At 52.1% G+C, this 16,772-nt stretch carries 17 protein-coding genes; 8 read left to right on the top strand and 9 right to left on the bottom strand.

The genetic code is table 11. The features are described 5' to 3' along the window. Positions 1 to 32 precede the first annotated feature (32 nt). The 6 genes from ABT58_RS20880 to rplU all read right to left on the bottom strand — a co-directional run bounded on the left by ABT58_RS20880 (position 33) and on the right by rplU (position 4,328). Positions 33 to 506, bottom strand: coding sequence for a threonine/serine exporter family protein (locus tag ABT58_RS20880; protein ID WP_047876383.1), 474 nt, complete (start codon positions 504 to 506; stop codon positions 33 to 35). Further along, entirely contained in the window at positions 506 to 1,294 is a 789-nt protein-coding gene (locus ABT58_RS20875) for a threonine/serine exporter family protein (protein WP_047876382.1), read from the bottom strand. Before ABT58_RS20875 ends, ABT58_RS20880 begins: the two co-directional genes overlap by 1 nt. 138 nt (positions 1,295 to 1,432) lie before the next feature. Beyond that, positions 1,433 to 2,614, bottom strand: coding sequence for an Obg family GTPase CgtA (gene cgtA / locus ABT58_RS20870; protein ID WP_047876381.1), 1,182 nt, complete (start codon positions 2,612 to 2,614; stop codon positions 1,433 to 1,435). Positions 2,615 to 2,754: 140 nt separating this feature from the next. Further along, positions 2,755 to 3,675 (bottom strand): DMT family transporter, encoded by a 921-nt coding sequence (locus ABT58_RS20865; RefSeq protein ID WP_047876380.1) that lies wholly within the window; start codon positions 3,673 to 3,675, stop codon positions 2,755 to 2,757. 65 nt (positions 3,676 to 3,740) lie between these two features. After that, entirely contained in the window at positions 3,741 to 3,998 is a 258-nt protein-coding gene (gene rpmA, locus ABT58_RS20860) for a 50S ribosomal protein L27 (RefSeq protein ID WP_047876379.1), read from the bottom strand. Positions 3,999 to 4,016: 18 nt separating this feature from the next. Beyond that, on the bottom strand, positions 4,017 to 4,328 hold the full coding sequence (rplU, locus tag ABT58_RS20855) for a 50S ribosomal protein L21 (protein WP_039456406.1): 312 nt from the start codon (positions 4,326 to 4,328) through the stop codon (positions 4,017 to 4,019). Positions 4,329 to 4,741: 413 nt separating this feature from the next. Between rplU and ispB the strand changes: the two genes are divergently transcribed. Further along, the gene (gene ispB, locus ABT58_RS20850; RefSeq protein WP_047876378.1) at positions 4,742 to 5,713 is read left to right on the top strand and encodes an octaprenyl diphosphate synthase; all 972 of its coding nucleotides are present in this window, start codon (positions 4,742 to 4,744) and stop codon (positions 5,711 to 5,713) included. 244 nt (positions 5,714 to 5,957) lie between these two features. Continuing rightward, complete coding sequence (locus tag ABT58_RS20845; protein WP_047876377.1) at positions 5,958 to 6,149, top strand: hypothetical protein; 192 nt, start codon at positions 5,958 to 5,960, stop codon at positions 6,147 to 6,149. Between the two features lie 118 nt (positions 6,150 to 6,267). Here the strand turns inward: ABT58_RS20845 and mdh are convergent, their stop codons facing one another. After that, positions 6,268 to 7,206, bottom strand: coding sequence for a malate dehydrogenase (gene mdh / locus ABT58_RS20840; protein WP_047876376.1), 939 nt, complete (start codon positions 7,204 to 7,206; stop codon positions 6,268 to 6,270). A gap of 368 nt (positions 7,207 to 7,574) precedes the next feature. On the opposite strand from mdh, the gene argR reads away from it, so the two are divergent. The 4 genes from argR to ABT58_RS20820 all read left to right on the top strand — a co-directional run bounded on the left by argR (position 7,575) and on the right by ABT58_RS20820 (position 12,677). Beyond that, positions 7,575 to 8,045 carry a transcriptional regulator ArgR gene (gene argR / locus ABT58_RS20835; RefSeq protein WP_047876375.1) on the top strand — a complete coding sequence of 157 codons (471 nt, stop codon included), beginning with the start codon at positions 7,575 to 7,577 and terminating at the stop codon, positions 8,043 to 8,045. A 332-nt stretch (positions 8,046 to 8,377) separates the two neighbouring features. Then, positions 8,378 to 9,346 (top strand): TAXI family TRAP transporter solute-binding subunit, encoded by a 969-nt coding sequence (locus ABT58_RS20830; RefSeq protein ID WP_047876374.1) that lies wholly within the window; start codon positions 8,378 to 8,380, stop codon positions 9,344 to 9,346. A 108-nt stretch (positions 9,347 to 9,454) separates the two neighbouring features. Continuing rightward, complete coding sequence (locus tag ABT58_RS20825) at positions 9,455 to 12,031, top strand: TRAP transporter permease (RefSeq protein ID WP_047876373.1); 2,577 nt, start codon at positions 9,455 to 9,457, stop codon at positions 12,029 to 12,031. A 184-nt stretch (positions 12,032 to 12,215) separates the two neighbouring features. Then, the gene (locus ABT58_RS20820) at positions 12,216 to 12,677 is read left to right on the top strand and encodes a universal stress protein (protein WP_047876372.1); all 462 of its coding nucleotides are present in this window, start codon (positions 12,216 to 12,218) and stop codon (positions 12,675 to 12,677) included. A 102-nt stretch (positions 12,678 to 12,779) separates the two neighbouring features. Here ABT58_RS20820 and ABT58_RS20815 read toward each other — a convergent pair whose 3' ends face one another. Then, a complete protein-coding gene (locus ABT58_RS20815) occupies positions 12,780 to 13,397 on the bottom strand; it encodes a flavin prenyltransferase UbiX (RefSeq protein ID WP_047876409.1) in 618 nt (205 codons plus the stop codon). Positions 13,398 to 13,413: 16 nt separating this feature from the next. Further along, a complete protein-coding gene (mpl, locus tag ABT58_RS20810; protein WP_047876371.1) occupies positions 13,414 to 14,778 on the bottom strand; it encodes a UDP-N-acetylmuramate:L-alanyl-gamma-D-glutamyl-meso-diaminopimelate ligase in 1,365 nt (454 codons plus the stop codon). A 210-nt stretch (positions 14,779 to 14,988) separates the two neighbouring features. On the opposite strand from mpl, the gene fbp reads away from it, so the two are divergent. Further along, the gene (fbp, locus tag ABT58_RS20805; RefSeq protein ID WP_047876370.1) at positions 14,989 to 15,999 is read left to right on the top strand and encodes a class 1 fructose-bisphosphatase; all 1,011 of its coding nucleotides are present in this window, start codon (positions 14,989 to 14,991) and stop codon (positions 15,997 to 15,999) included. 163 nt (positions 16,000 to 16,162) lie between these two features. Next, on the top strand, positions 16,163 to 16,693 hold the full coding sequence (ppa, locus tag ABT58_RS20800) for an inorganic diphosphatase (protein ID WP_047876369.1): 531 nt from the start codon (positions 16,163 to 16,165) through the stop codon (positions 16,691 to 16,693). Positions 16,694 to 16,772 lie beyond the last annotated feature (79 nt).

Genomic DNA, 16,772 nt, shown 5'->3' with positions numbered 1-16,772 from the left:
AAATCTGTCCCCGTTATATCACAGGACAAGCATTAAACGACAGAGCGGCGGCGGTAGAACAAAAGTCCCGGCATCGCCAACCCAATGGCCAATGACGCAATGATAAAGACCGCCTTGAGCAGGTTATCCATCAGCATGGCCCACAATTCCGGCGTGAAGCCCCGGTGATTGATCTCCACCAACGCGATCATCGCCTTAAACGCAAACACCCCCGGCACCATGGGGATCATCGCCGCCACCGTAAACACTTTGGGATGGGCCAGAAAACGGTGAGACCAATGCACCCCGATCATCCCGACCAAGGTCGCCGCCCCCAGTGTGGCCCATTCAATAGACACACCCCAGTGCATCAGGGCAAAGCGACACCCATGACCTAACGCTCCGCCAATCGCACAATACTTCAACGCCTTCGGCGGCACATTGAACACCAGCGCAAACCCCACCGCTGGGATCATGGCAAAGAACATGTCATTGAGCAGCGCGAGCAAAAAAGAGAATGACAACATTATAACCACCCCCACACACCGAGCACATTCATCGCCCCGACAATTCCCATACTGGTCGCCAGCGTCAGCAGCGACGCCATGGTCCAGCGCGCGATCCCCATATTCACATAGCCTTTGACCATGTCAGAAATCGCATTGATCAGCGGAAACCCCGGCACCAGCATCAATACCGATGAAGCCATGGCGATAAACGGCGTTTCACCAATTTGATAGATCTCACCAAACCCCGATATCAAGGTGGTGACAAAGGCGGTAATGCCAAAATTGAGTAAGGGATTGAAATGACAATGGGCGATCTCTTGACGCACGAACATGCCGATCGCAGAGGCAAAAAAGGTCAGCATGAACACTGGCCAGTCTCCGCCAGCCAGACGACTGAACGAAGCACACGACAAGCCGATCATCACGATCACCAGAAAACGGTTGTAGCGCCATGGCTGGATCTTTTCGAGTCGCTGGTGCACGCCATCGACATCGAGCATGCCGCGCTCAGCCAAAATACACACCCGCTGGATCTCTGTAACCACCTGCATGTTGAGCCCGCGATCCTGACATTGGCGGGTAGTGGTAATACAGCGCTCACTGCTCACCGTCGTCAGTACCATCGAACTGGCCGACAGCGACACTTCCACACTGTCGACGCCCAGCGCGAGCCCTAACCGACGCGCCACATCCATCACCAAGGCACTTTCTGCCCCGTGCTGTAACAATCGCTGCCCCGCGAGCACAGACAACCGTGAAACCTCCCGTTGCATGGGTTCTGATAAGGGCGCTTTTTCCACCTGCATTGCCACTCCTGTTAAATGCTATGATCTCACCGACGGTGAATTATCATACAAAATAACGGGATTGGGCTTGATTAGACACAAAAAAAGCCGCGCTAATGGCGGCTTTTCTTGCAGGTCTTACTGGATGTCATGCGCAACTTACGGCTTGTAGATGATCTCTACATCGTAGTCGTCTTCGTTCCAGTCATCCCAGTCATCGTCATCATCATCAACCGACGACGATTTCTTCACTTGCTGCTCGTGGTAATCATCCCACTTGAACTCGACTTTCTTCGTCTCTGTCTCGGCTTCATCGTCTTCGTAGACAACAGCAGGCATCGACTCAATCTGCTTCATCAGATCGTAAGTCAGCTCTTTGGTACCGGCACGGTTCAGCGCAGAAATGCAGTAGTAATCGCCTTCCCATGCTAGGGCATCCAGCACTTCGTCGATTTTCGCTTGCGCTTCTTCTTCTGGCATCAGATCCACTTTGTTGAAGACGATCCAACGTGGTTTGTTTGCCAGCTTGTCGCTGTACTTGTCCAGCTCGTTCAGGATAGTGAACGCATTTTCAATCGGATCCGACTCATCTGCCGGCATCAAATCGATCATGTGTAGTAGGACACGACAACGCTCAAGGTGTTTCAGGAAGCGAATACCCAGGCCTGCACCGTCTGCCGCGCCTTCGATCAGACCCGGAATATCGGCAACCACGAAGCTACGATCGCTGTCGACACGTACCACACCCAGGCTTGGCACCAAGGTAGTGAACGGATAGTCCGCCACTTTTGGCTTCGCCGCAGACACAGCACGAATAAAGGTTGATTTACCCGCATTCGGCAAGCCCAGCATACCCACGTCCGCCAGCAACAGCAGCTCAAGACGCAGATGACGCACTTCGCCTTTGGTACCCATTGTCTTCTGACGCGGGGCACGGTTCACTGACGATTTGAAACGGGTGTTACCCAGACCGTGGAAACCACCTTTGGCCACCATGATCTTCATACCGTGCTCGGTCAAGTCAGCAATGATTTCACCGGTTTCTTCATCCACTGCACGGGTACCCACAGGCACAGACAATACGCAGTCTTCACCACGTTTACCGGTACAGTTACCACCACGGCCGTTTTCGCCACGCTGCGCAGCATGGAATCGTTCAAAGCGGTAGTCGATCAGGGTATTAAGGTTTTCATCAGCCAGTAGGTATACGTCACCACCGTCACCACCGTCACCGCCGTCTGGGCCCCCTTTAGGGACATACTTTTCACGACGGAAGCTTACTGTACCGTTACCGCCATCACCGGCGTCAACGCGAATTACCGCTTCATCTACAAACTTCATCTCTTTCTCCGCACTGTGGCGTTAAAACTTTCCGTCAGGCGACCAACACCACCCAACGCTATTAACCTATTGTACAACCAAATGTCGTGCTTATCTGGCCTTTCCCGCAGAATCCGCCTTGGCCGATCCTGCGATCGTTGTTACTTACGCAACAAACGCTGACCAATCGCACTGAACATGGCACTGCCAACGACAACCATTGCCCCTGCGTAACCTAAGGTATTCAATGCCACAGGATCCACAAAGGCCGGCCAAATCAGGCTGGCAATATCAACAAAAATAATTGTGAACAGAGGTGTTAAGGTGATCACCGCGCTCACTTGCGACGCCTGCCAACGCGCCATGGCTTCGGCAAACGCACCGTATCCCACTAATGTGTTGATACAGCAGAACAGCAGCATACCCAATTGACGCGGATCCATCATTTGGATCTGACTCGGTGTCGCCAACGGTGTCAGCATCACTGCACAGATCACATAGATCATCAGCAGGATCTGCGGCGATGAGTAGCGTTTTAGCATGCTTTTCTGGGCCAGGGCGTAGACCACCCATACCACTGCTGCCAGCACTGCCAGCAACACGCCTGTGGTATACCCATTGAGGCTGGTAAATAACTCTGCCAGGCGTTCATTAAAGAACAACAATAAACCCGACAGCAGGCCAACCACACCGATCTTCTGATGCAGGCCGAGGGATTCCTTAAAGAACACCACACTGGCCAGCAGCAGCATCACAGGGGCTAGCTGAATAATGACCTGCACCACCGGTGGATTCAAAAACTCCAGCGCGCTGTTAAACAGGACAAAGTTGCCGGCAAGACCCAGACTGGCCACCAGCATGATCGCCGCGCCAGAGACGCCCAGGGCGCTGACTGACGGTAATTGGCGACGGTAGCTCAGCCACAGGCCAAGCCCTAGCGAGGCGGCGACAAAACGGTACCAAACGATGGTAAAGGGATCCATGACTTCTACCGCTTGCTTCATCGCAATCGGCAGTGCACCCCAGAAAACCGCAGTCAGCAATGCCAGCGCCATCCCCTGCAGGGGACTCTGTTGTGGCATAGTGCCTCCAATAACAAAAAGCCCCGCCAATAGGCAGGGCTTTATCATTCATGTCGAGACTGATATTACTCAGCTTCGATAGAAATGAATTTACGGTTCTTAGGACCTTTCACTTCAAACTTAACTTTACCGTCAGTTAGAGCGAATAGAGTGTGGTCTTTACCGCAACCTACGTTGTTACCAGCGTGGAACTTAGTACCACGCTGACGTACGATGATGTTACCTGCTAGTACAGATTCGCCACCGAAACGCTTAACACCAAGGCGTTTGCTTTCTGAATCACGGCCGTTACGAGTAGAACCGCCAGCTTTTTTGTGTGCCATCTTTAAATTCTCCTGTTATTAAGCGCTGATGCCAGTAATTTTGACTTCAGTGAACCACTGACGGTGGCCCGCTTGCTTACGAGAGTGCTTACGACGACGGAACTTAACGATTTTAACTTTATCGCCACGACCGTGAGTAACTACTTCAGCAGTTACTTTACCGCCAGCTACGAAAGGTGCGCCTACAGTTACTTCTTCGCCGTTAGCTACTAGAAGTACTGAGTCGAATTCAATGCTAGCGCCAGTTTCAGCGTCTAGTTTTTCTAAGCGTAGGGTCTGGCCTTCGCTTACACGGTGTTGTTTACCACCACTTTGGAAAACAGCGTACATGTCTTACTCCGCTTGTCCGCATAGGCCATTCGCCACGTAAATTTTGGGCAATGGGTATGCGCTTAATCTTGTCATCAATAGGGCGCGAATGTTACGTGAAAACGGAGCTTCTGGCAAGCGATTGTGCAAAGAAAATTGGTGAAAAGCTGTTCAGGAATAAAACTCACTGATTTAAACACAATCGAGGTTATGAAGATTGCGGTCTTTTAGTGTAATATTCGATAATTAATTTTAGCTGCTGATTAACAAATTCAGGCGCCCCTTTCCCTTGGCAATCCTTGCGCACGCCTTGTGTGCCCTAGGTTGCGGGATGGCCTTGGTGCCATCAGGTCACTTTAGCCTGATGTTTGATGCTCAGCCAGCTCGCTTAAAATTCCGCCGACTAACGGCGCACTATTTTTGCTGGATGTACAATGGATTTCAAAGCTATCCAAGCGCTCACTGCCAGTGACATGGCAGCGGTTGACGCGAAGATACTGGCGCAACTGAACTCAGACGTTGCCCTCATCAATCAACTCGGTTTCTACATTGTCAGCGGCGGAGGCAAACGCCTACGTCCTATGCTTGCTGTTTTGGCAGCGCGTGCGCTGGGCTACGAGGGTGATAAACACACCACCGCAGCGGCCTTTATCGAGTTTACTCACACGGCGACCCTGCTGCACGATGACGTGGTCGATGAATCAGACATGCGTCGCGGTAAAGCCACCGCCAATGCCATGTTTGGCAACGCGGCCAGCGTACTGGTCGGTGACTACATCTACACCCGCTCATTCCAGATGATGACGAGCCTACGATCTTTAAAGATCCTCGACATCATGAGTGAAGCGGTGAACGTGATCGCCGAAGGGGAAGTGCAGCAATTAATGAACTGCAACGATCCTAATACCACTGAAGCCAGCTACATGCAGGTGATCTATTCAAAGACGGCACGTCTGTTTGAAGCCGCGACCCAGATCGCCGCGATCCTGGTTGAAGCCCCACAGGAAGTGGAAACCGCGCTGCAGGACTACGGTCGCTACCTGGGCACCGCTTTCCAGCTGATTGACGATGTCATGGATTACACCGCAGACGGCGAAGAAATGGGCAAAAACGTGGGTGATGATCTGGCAGAAGGCAAGCCTACCCTGCCACTGCTGCACGCCATGGCACACGGTAATGCCGAACAACAAGCGATGATCCGCGAAGCGATTGAGCAAGGTAACGGTTTAGACAAGCTAGAGCCGATTCTGGCTTGTATGCACGAAGTGGGCTCACTAACCTACACCCAAACTCGTGCTGAAGAAGAAGCGGAGAAAGCCATTGCAAGTCTGGCAATACTGCCTGAGAGCGATTACAAGGCCGCATTGATTGCCTTGGCACACTTGGCCGTACATCGCAACAAGTAAGCCGCTTACGGCTGTAATACACGCCAGCAATCCGTATACCGACGAAAAGCCTGCCACTGCGCAGGCTTTTTTGATCCCACCCGTTTTAATCCTTCCCGCTTTGATCTTTTCCTTCCGCCCTTCCGTTCCCTGACAGAATGACAAAGCCCGTTACACTTTATAAAAGCCCCTTTTATTTAAAAGCACGGCCAAAAGCGCAACAGATAAAGAGCGACGATCATTAGGATCTTCACGGGAGGTAATCATGCAAGCCAAAGATCTAAAACCGGGAATGTGGGTTGAGCACCAACAAGGGATCGCCGAAGTGGTTGAAGTCGATCACGATCACAACACCGCGATCATTGAAAAACGCCACGATCACCGCCGGGTAAACGTCCATTGTGATGATCTGGATGAGCAGCCACAGTTGCATACGGGTTGTGATCATTATTATTAAGCAGCAGCGATTAAACGGCGACAATCGCCCTATCGCGATGACAATATCGCTGGTGATCAACAACTATAAAAAAAGCGGCCCATCGGCCGCTTCTCATTGTTCAGACAAAAATGTGTGATTACTTCACCGCAAACTCTTCGCCTTTGACGATATCGTCGTGCAGAGTATCTAGCATGCTGTCCAGTGCCGCTTGCTCATAAGCACTGAGCTTGCCGTAATCCATCACTTCTTCCACACCTTCTTTACCCAGTAGTACTGGCTGTGCGAAGAAACGCGCGTGCTTGCCGTCACCTTCTACGTATGCACACTCAACCAGGCCAGCTTCGCCCTGTAGTGCACGTACCAGAGACAAACCAAAGCGACACGCCGCCTGACCCATAGACAGTGTTGCAGAGCCGCCACCGGCCTTCGCTTCTACCACTTCGGTACCCGCGTTCTGGATACGTGGAGTCAGTGCATCGATTTCTTCTTGCGTGAACTCAACGCCTTCGACCTGAGACAGCAATGGCAGAATCGTCACACCTGAGTGACCGCCGATCACAGGCACACGTACCTGACCCGGATCCAAATCTTTCAGCTCAGCCACGAAGGTTTCAGAGCGGATCACGTCCAGTGTTGTCACACCAAACAGCTTACGCTTATCGTATACGCCCGCTTTCTTCAGTACGTCAGCCGCAATCGCAACGGTGGTATTCACAGGGTTGGTGATGATACCCACACACGCTTTTGGACAAACCACGGCAATTTTTTCAGCCAGTGATTTCACGATACCTGCGTTCACGTTAAATAGATCCGCGCGATCCATGCCTGGCTTGCGCGCCACACCAGCAGAGATCAAAACGACATCCGCACCTTCCAGTGCCGGTGTTGGATCTTCACCCGCGTAACCTTTGATCGATACAGGGGTTGGGATATGGCTAAGATCAGCCGCTACACCCGGTGTTACTGGGGCAATGTCATACAGCGCCAGATCAGAGCCAGCAGGCAGGCGGTTTTTCAGCAGCAATGCTAACGCCTGACCAATACCACCAGCCGCACCAATTACAGCAACTTTCATGTTCGTTCTCCTTTACGATAGAAGTATATAATTTTCAGACCTAATCATATGAAATCACTATTAATTTAAATCAATGATTTCGTATCAGCAGTAAAGCAAACGTTATAGGAAGGGACATCCAAATACAATAAAATGCCGCTCGCTTTGAGAGATTACGCATGACTATGAATAAAATGTGCTACATCTGTATAACATTTGTTGCTGCAAACTTGACCGACCGCCATTTTACGACTTGTCTAAAAGATCATATTTATGCATTTAAGCACGCGATTAGGGTGACACATGCACCAGTTTACCGGAACACCGTTTGCTTGCAGGCCAAAGGTTTGCCAGAATACAGCCCTCGTCCCTGTACATGAAATTTACTTATGCGAAGTTCAGATAAACAAGAACGTTTAGTAAAAGCGTTCAAAGCCATTCTTAAAGAAGAAAAATTCAGCTCTCAAGGCGAAATTGTCGATGCGTTGAAGGCCCAGGGGTTCGATAACATCAACCAATCTAAAGTCTCGCGCATGCTGACCAAATTCGGCGCGGTACGTACCCGTAACGCGAAAATGGAGATGGTGTACTGCCTACCTGTTGAGCTCGGTGTACCGACCACCAGCAGCCCACTGAAAGAGCTGGTGATGGAAATCGGTTACAACAGCGCATTGGTTGTGATCCACACCGGTCCGGGTGCGGCACAAGTGATTGCACGTCTATTGGATTCATTGGGCAAAGCCGAAGGGATCTTGGGTGTCGTGGCCGGCGATGACACTATTTTCATCACCCCAACCAACAGCATTTCCACCGAAGAGTTGTACGACGCCGTGTGTGAATTATTTGACTACAGTAAATAATTATCTACTGGCGCATTGATACCAGACAGATCTCACTCCCTTGTGTGCGGCTGTCTGGTATTAGTGAGAGAACGATCACAATAAAACAATCTTTTATTCTCCTCCACCAAGACAACAACCCTCTGATTTGACTAAAAAATCACTTTATCTGGCACGTTAACCACTCTTTGCTTTTTTCCTGTCCTGCCCATTAATCGTTAACAAACTTTTAAACTTGTCGCTTATTTTTGGTATCATCTTGCTTTGCTGAAATGTGTACTACCTTGGTAGTTAAGCGTGTGATGTACCCGCACACAGGCTTTGGGAATAACAACAATCAGGAAGGGACCACTATGGCATTAAAGCAATTTGTGACCGTCAGCGCACTCGCGGCGGCGATGATGACCGCAGGCACCGCTAGCGCGCAGAACTTCATCACCATTGGTACTGGCTCAGTCACAGGGGTCTATTACCCAACCGGCGGCGCCATTTGTAAGCTCGTCAACAAAGATCGTAAAACCCACAACGTACGTTGTTCGGTGGAATCCACCGGCGGCTCTATCTATAACGTCAACACCATGCGTGCTGGCGAACTCGACTTTGGCGTGGTGCAGTCTGACTGGCAATACCATGGCTACAACGGCACCAGCAAATTTGAAAAACAGGGGCCGTATAAAGAAATGCGTGCCGTGTTCTCACTTCATACCGAGCCCTTCAACATCATCGCCCGTACCGATTCTGGCATTAAAGGCGTAGAAGACCTGAAAGGGAAACGCGTCAACATTGGTAACCCGGGCTCCGGCGATCGTGCCACGATGGGCGTGGTCATGGATGCATTAGGCTGGACCAACAAAGACTTCAAACTCACCTCAGAACTGAAAGGCTCTGAGCGCTCACAAGCCCTGTGTGATAACAAAATTGATGCCTTTGTGTATGTGGTCGGCCATCCCAATGGATCCATCAAAGAAGCCACCACCTCTTGTGATGCCAAGCTGATCCCAGCCACAGGCTCAGCCATTGATAAGATCGTGGCGGATAACCCGTATTACGCCAAGAGCACCGTACCGGGGGGGATGTACAAAGGCACCACCGATGACGTCAACAGCTTTGGTGTGGCGGCAACACTGGTGTCTTCCACCAATGTACCGGATGACGTAGTCTACGCGCTGGTGAAGTCGGTGTTTGAAAACTTTGATACCTTCAAACGCCTGCACCCTGCCTTTGCCAACCTGAAGCCGGAAGACATGGTGAAAAATGGCCTGTCTATTCCGCTGCATCCGGGCGCGGTGAAATACTACAAAGAAGCCGGTTACCTCAAGTAATACTGCGCTCACACACCGTACTCACGCATGCGCCCGCTCTGTGGCGCATGCGTATTTTCCTCCCCCACATAACACCCACTTCCCTCGTCCATCAAAGAAGGATTATGCATGACGAAGACATCGCCCTCGTCGACAGACGTGCAAGATATGGTGGCACAGGCCGATACAGGGGCACGAAGCCCACGAGGACTGGCTGGACGGATACTTTGGGTTGTGCCCCTCTGCTGGTCACTGTTTCAACTCTGGTATGCCTCTCCCCTGCCATTTATATTCAATGTTGCGGTCCTCAATGATACTGAAGCCCGCTCAATCCATTTAGCCTTTGCCGTCTTTCTTGCGTTTACCGCCTATCCGGCCTTAAAACGCTCACCCCGCGATAGGATCCCCCTGCTCGATTGGATCCTCGCCTTTGCCGGCAGCTTTTCTGCGGCTTACCTCTATGTGTTTTACACCGAGTTAGCCGGTCGCTCCGGCGCGCCAACCCCCACCGATATTTATGTGGCCGTCACCGGTATGGTACTGCTACTCGAAGCCACCCGCCGCGCCTTAGGCCCGCCATTGATGGTGGTTGCCGCCGTCTTCCTGCTGTACACCTTTGGCGGTCCGCACATGCCCGATGTAATAGCCCACAAAGGGGCCAGCCTGAACAAGGCAATGTCACATTTATGGCTCACCACCGAAGGGGTGTTTGGGATTGCCGTGGGGGTGTCGACCTCCTTTGTGTTCCTGTTCGTGCTGTTTGGTGCCATGCTGGAACGGGCGGGCGCCGGGGCGTATTTCATTAAAGTGGCCTTTTCTTTGCTTGGGCATATGCGCGGCGGCCCGGCCAAAGCAGCGGTTGTGGCTTCTGGCTTATCCGGTTTAGTGTCGGGCTCTTCCATTGCCAACGTGGTGACCACCGGCACCTTTACCATTCCGCTGATGAAAAAAGTCGGCTTTCCGGGCACCAAAGCCGGGGCGGTGGAAGTCGCCGCCTCCACCAATGGCCAGCTCACGCCACCGATCATGGGCGCCGCCGCTTTCCTGATGGTGGAATACGTCGGGATCTCTTATGTCGAAGTGATCAAAGCCGCCCTGCTACCGGCGCTGATCTCCTATATCGCCCTGATCTACATTGTCCACCTTGAAGCCTGTAAAGCGGGTATGCAGGGGTTAGCGCGCCATTACAAGCCCACACTGGCACAAAGCCTACTCTCGTTTGCCAGCACCATTGTCGGCTTACTGGTACTGAGTGCCGTGATTTACTACGGGGTTGGCTGGACCAAAGATGTCTTCGGCGCGGCGGCCACCCCGATGATTGCTGCCGTGATCTTTATCGCCTATGTGATCCTGGTGAAGATCTCGGCCAACTATCAAGATCATACACTGGAAGATCCCAATGCCGACATCACCTCGGTGCCCGATCCCGGCCCGACCATCAAGTCCGGTTTGTACTTCCTTCTGCCGATCGTGGTCTTGGTGTGGTGTTTGACCGTTGAACGCTTTTCACCGGGTCTGTCTGCCTTCTGGGCGACCGTGTTCATGATTTTCATTTTGCTGACCCAACGCCCGCTCATGGCCTTCTTCAACCAAGAAATGTCGTTGGGACAAGCGACAAAAGTCGGCGTGATCGATTTGCTGGAAAGTCTGGTCTCAGGCGCACGTAACATGATCGGCATCGGGGTTGCGACAGCCGCTGCCGGTATCGTGGTGGGCGTGGTCACCCTGACAGGGATCGGCCTGGTGATGACCGAATTTGTCGAGTTCATCTCCGGCGGGAATATCCTGCTGATGTTGCTCTTTACCGCGCTGATCAGTCTGATCCTCGGCATGGGCTTACCGACCACCGCTAACTACATCGTGGTCTCGACCTTGATGGCACCGGTCATCGTCACCCTTGGCGCCCAACATGGCCTTATCATTCCTTTAATTGCCGTACACCTGTTTGTGTTTTACTTCGGGATCCTGGCTGATGATACACCACCGGTTGGCCTCGCGGCCTTTGCGGCAGCTGCGATTGCCAAGAGCGATCCGATCCGTACCGGTATTCAGGGATTCACCTACGATATTCGTACCGCGATCCTGCCGTTCATGTTCATCTTTAACACCCAGTTACTGATGATGAATATCGATTCTTGGTGGCACCTGATGCTGACGGTCATCTCGGCAATCATTGCCATGCTGACCTTCTCAGCAGCCACACAAGGGTGGTGGTTCACCAAGACCAAATGGTGGGAAGTCATGGCCCTGCTGCTGATCACCTTTACCCTGTTCCGGCCGGGCTTTTGGTGGGACAAGATCTACCCGCCCGTACATGACATGCCAGGGGTATTGATCAGCGATGCGGCGGATAAACTCACCATCGGTGAACCACTGGCCTTACAAGTGCGCGGAGAAAACTTAGCCGGCAAAATGATCAGTAAACACGTGCGCCTGCCCTTTGATGAAACCGCTATCACGCCCGAAGAGCGCATCGCCTCCACCGGCCTGATGCTGCGTCAAGACGGTGAGAAGATGCTGGTTGATATGGTTGAGTTTGACAGCCCTGCCGAACAAGCCGGGATTGATTTTGACTGGGAGATCACCACGGTCAGTCTGCCCGCCGCACGGCCAATGAAAGAGTGGGTCTTTGTACCGACCTTAATGATCTTGGCAGCATTGGGCTGGAACCAACGACGACGGGCGCGTCTGGCGGGCCATCTCTAGCCGCTCCAACGCTCACGAGACATCCTTCCAACCTAAACCACAGGCCCTTTCATGCAAAGGGCCTTTTTCATGATGAGCTTCCCTTACAGTGTCATGACTCGCCCATCACGCAAGAGAGACGGCACGTTTACGCAGGGAGATATACACTATACGTAGCCTCTTCCTCTCAAGGAGCGCCAACATTATGTATAGACAACTGTTAGTGCCTGTCGATCTCAATGAGCCTGGGTTTGCGGATAAGGCGGTCGCCATGGCGGTGTGGCAAGCCAAACACACCAACGCGACCATCCACCTGCTCATGGTGTTACCGGGGGTGCATCTGGCGATGGTCTCCAGTTACTTTCCCAAAGATGCCGCCCGCCAGATGCTGCAAGATACCCAGCAACAACTCAAAGCCTTTGCCGATGAGCACATTCCGCCGGAAATTGTGCATCACCAATGTGTGTGCGAAGGGAAAATCTGGACCACCATTGTTGAGTATGCAAACCGTCTGGGCGCCGATCTGATCATCATGCCCAGCCACCAACGTTCCACCCTCGACCAAGTCCTGCTGGGGTCTGTCACGGCGAAAGTGGTCGAGAACTCCCCCATCAACGTCTTGGTCATTAAACCGTCCTCGCAAGAAGAGGATGACGACAACGACTGAACACACACCGTCACGATACGCCCACACCACACACAAAAAAGCCCGCATCACTGCGGGCTGTTTAATGTCATGTTCGGTATAGATTATGTCGCGCTAGATGGCCTATTGGCGGTGATCATATCCCCAGCGCGGCACTAAGCCTTGGGATACGCCAAGGTGATCGAGGATCCTTGCCACCATAAAATCCACCAAGTCTTCAATTGACTGAGGCTGATGATAAAAACCCGGTGCGGCCGGCATGATGGTCACGCCCATTTTGGAGAGCTTCAACATATTCTCCAAGTGCAACGTAGAGAAAGGCGTTTCCCGTACGACCATCAACAACTGCCCACGCTCTTTCATCACCACATCGGCAGCGCGTTCCAGCAAGTTATCGGACATCCCGTGTGCCACCGAAGCCAAGGTACCCGCAGAACAAGGACAAACGACCATCTGCTTGGGCGCGGCAGAGCCCGAGGCCACCGGCGAGAACCAATCTTCTTTGCCACACACGATCAGCTGACCGTTCTCACACCCTAGATGAGCGATAAGTGCCTGTTGCGCTGCCTCCGGCCCCGACGGTAACTTCAGGCCGTGTTCGGTGGCCAACACCACCCGTGCTGCCGAGGAGATCAACAGATACACCTGATAATCAGCCGCGAGCAGACACTCCAGCAAACGCAGACCATAAGGCGCACCGGACGCCCCCGTCCATGCCAGCGTGATACGCTTATCACCCACAGAGGATGTGTTGCGATCAGCACTCACTCTTTGCCTCCAGTGCCGTCAACAATTTACCGTGAATACCACCAAAGCCACCGTTACTCATCACCAGAATGTTGTCACCCGGTTGAGCGGCCGCAACAATCTTGGCCACCAGCGCATCCAGATCCGCATCGGTCTGCGCCGGCTGCGTACAATGTTTAGCGATCTCATCCACCGACCAAGGAATGTTGTCCGGCTGGTAGATAAACACTTCATCGGCGGCCGCCAAAGCAGGGGCCAGATCCGCTTTGTGCACGCCCAATTTCATGGTGTTAGAGCGCGGCTCAAGCACCGCAAGAATGCGTGATTCGCCCACTTTGGCACGTAACCCGCCCAGCGTTAATTCCACTGCCGTTGGGTGGTGGGCAAAATCATCATACACACGCACACCGTGCTGCTCGCCTTTCAGCTCCAGACGACGCTTGGTATTGATAAAACCGGCTAACGCCTCACACGCCAGATCCGGTGTCACGCCCACATGGCGGGCAGCCGCAATCGCCATTAACGCGTTATTGACATTGTGATCGCCAATCAATGCCCAATCGACAGTGCCAACGGCATTACCATCCAAGAAGACATCGAAACGGCTACCGGCCTCATCACATTTTTTCGCCAGCCAATGACCATCATCGCCGATGTATTCCAGCTCACTCCAACAGCCCATGTCCAAGGTCTGATCAATCGCCGGCACACCTTTAGGGGCGAAAATACGGCCATTGCCCGGCACAGTGCGAACGAGATGATGGAACTGACGCTGAATGGCTTTTAAGTCATCAAAGATATCTGCGTGGTCAAATTCCAGGTTATTCATGATCAGAGTGCGTGGGTGGTAATGGACAAACTTTGAACGCTTGTCAAAAAAAGCACTGTCATATTCGTCGGCTTCCACCACGAAGAACATGCTTTCACCCAGTCGAGCCGACACACCAAAGTTGCCCAGCACGCCGCCGACCAAGAAGCCCGGCTGATAACCGCAATCTTCTAAGATCCAAGCCAGCATACTGGCTGTTGTTGTTTTGCCGTGAGTCCCTGCCACCGCCAATACCCAGCGATCATGGAGCAGAAACTCTTGTAGCCATTGCGGGCCTGAGGTGTAGCGAAGATTGTGGTTCAACACATATTCCACACACGGGTTACCACGGCTCATGGCGTTACCGACCACCACCAAATCCGGCGCAGGATCCAACTGAGATGGATCGTATCCCTGAATAATTTCAATACCTTGAGACTCTAGTAAGGTACTCATTGGGGGATAAACGTTGGCATCACAACCTGTGACTTTATGGCCCAGCTGTCGGGCAAGGATCGCCGCACCGCCCATAAATGTGCCGCAAATACCTAGAATATGGATATGCATAACAATCGGCTCACTCAGTAAATAAATTGATGGTTTCACGCTTCCGCGTTACTTCGTTACCATAAAAAAGATCTTTATATACAATTCTTTATATACAAACAGGCGATACGCTGTAAATCGCGCTGATCCCACTTGGGTACACAAATTGTCAATAAATAACATTGTACCTGAGTTATTCACTCTTATGACAACAGGATGCAAGGATTGTATATGTCCGAGATGAAAACCCTTGGTGAATTTATTGTCGAGAAACAGAATGACTTCCCCCATGCCAGCGGTGAATTGTCCTCACTGCTGGGCTCCATCAAACTGGCGGCGAAAATCGTCAACCGCGAAATCAACAAAGCCGGCTTGGTAGATATTACCGGTGCGGTCGGCGGCGAAAACATTCAGGGCGAAGAGCAACAAAAACTCGATGTGTATGCCAACGACAAATTCAAAGCCGCCCTTGAAGCCCGCGACCAAGTGTGTGGTGTCGCGAGCGAAGAAGAAGACGAAGCTGTCGCCTTCAACAAAGAGCTCAACCGCAATGCCAAATACGTGGTACTGATGGATCCACTTGATGGCTCCTCCAACATCGATGTGAATGTCTCTGTCGGCACCATTTTCTCCATCTACCGCCGCGTCTCCCCTGTCGGCACCCCACCGACACAAGAAGATTTCCTGCAACCCGGCCACCAGCAAGTCGCAGCGGGCTACATCATTTACGGCTCTTCCACCATGTTGGTGTACACCACCGGTAACGGGGTACACGGCTTCACGTATGATCCGTCTTTAGGGGTGTTCTGCCTGTCACACGAGCGTATGGCGATCCCTGAAGCGGGCAAAATCTACTCGATCAACGAAGGGAACTACATTCGCTTCCCGATGGGGATCAAAAAGTACATCAAGTACTGCCAGGAAAATGTACCGGAAGACGACCGTCCCTACACCTCGCGCTACATTGGCTCATTAGTGGCTGATTTCCACCGTAACCTGTTAAAAGGTGGCATTTATCTCTACCCAAGCACAGCGACCCATCCGAACGGGAAACTGCGCTTACTGTACGAATGCAACCCGATGGCCTTTTTGATTGAACAAGCCGGCGGTGAAGCCTCTGACGGCGCACAGCGGATCATGGAGATCATCCCGACGGAATTACACCAGCGCGTGCCGTTCTTCGTGGGCTCTCGCACCATGGTGCGTCAGGTCGAAGCCTTCCTGAGCGAGTTTCCGGATTAATCTGACATCACTTGTCTGCCAGTGTCTTCCTCAATACTGTCACGTTTTCTCCCCCTGCAGATGCGCAATAGCACGCAGGGGAAATTAGACAAAGAATTAACGATGTTGGTATTATAATTTCAACATCACCAACATTTCGTTAACCCAACAAAAGGAAGAGATCATGAGCCTGAATCAGGTACCTGCAGGAAAGGACATCCCGGAAGATATCTATGTCGTCATTGAGATCCCAGCCAACGCGGATCCTATCAAGTACGAAGTCGACAAAGATACGGGTGCAGTGTTTGTGGACCGTTTTATGTCGACACCCATGTTCTATCCGTGCAACTACGGCTACGTGAACCACACTTTGTCACTCGATGGTGATCCCGTCGATGTACTTGTCCCAACCCCGTATCCTTTAGTACCCGGTGCCGTGATCCGCTGTCGTCCAGTGGGCGTGCTCAAAATGAGTGATGAGTCGGGTGAAGATGCCAAAGTCGTGGCGGTACCGCACTCTAAACTCACCAAAGAGTATGATCATGTGCAGGATGTCGATGATCTACCGGCGCTATTAAAAGCACAAATCACCCATTTCTTTGAGCGATATAAAGAACTGGAACCGGGTAAGTGGGTTAAAGTGGAAGGCTGGGCAGACGCCGCTGCCGCTAAACAGGAAATTCTTGAGTCGTTTAAACGCGCCCAAGAGAAGTAATAGAATCAAGGCACCCGGACAGACTCGTATGGGTGCCTTTCAAGACCCCATCAACCAAGGGTCACGTATCAATAAGGAT

This window comes from Photobacterium aphoticum (genome assembly GCF_001029435.1).
GTDB lineage: Bacteria > Pseudomonadota > Gammaproteobacteria > Enterobacterales > Vibrionaceae > Photobacterium > Photobacterium aphoticum.
This window is presented reverse-complemented; position numbering and strand designations above follow the sequence as displayed.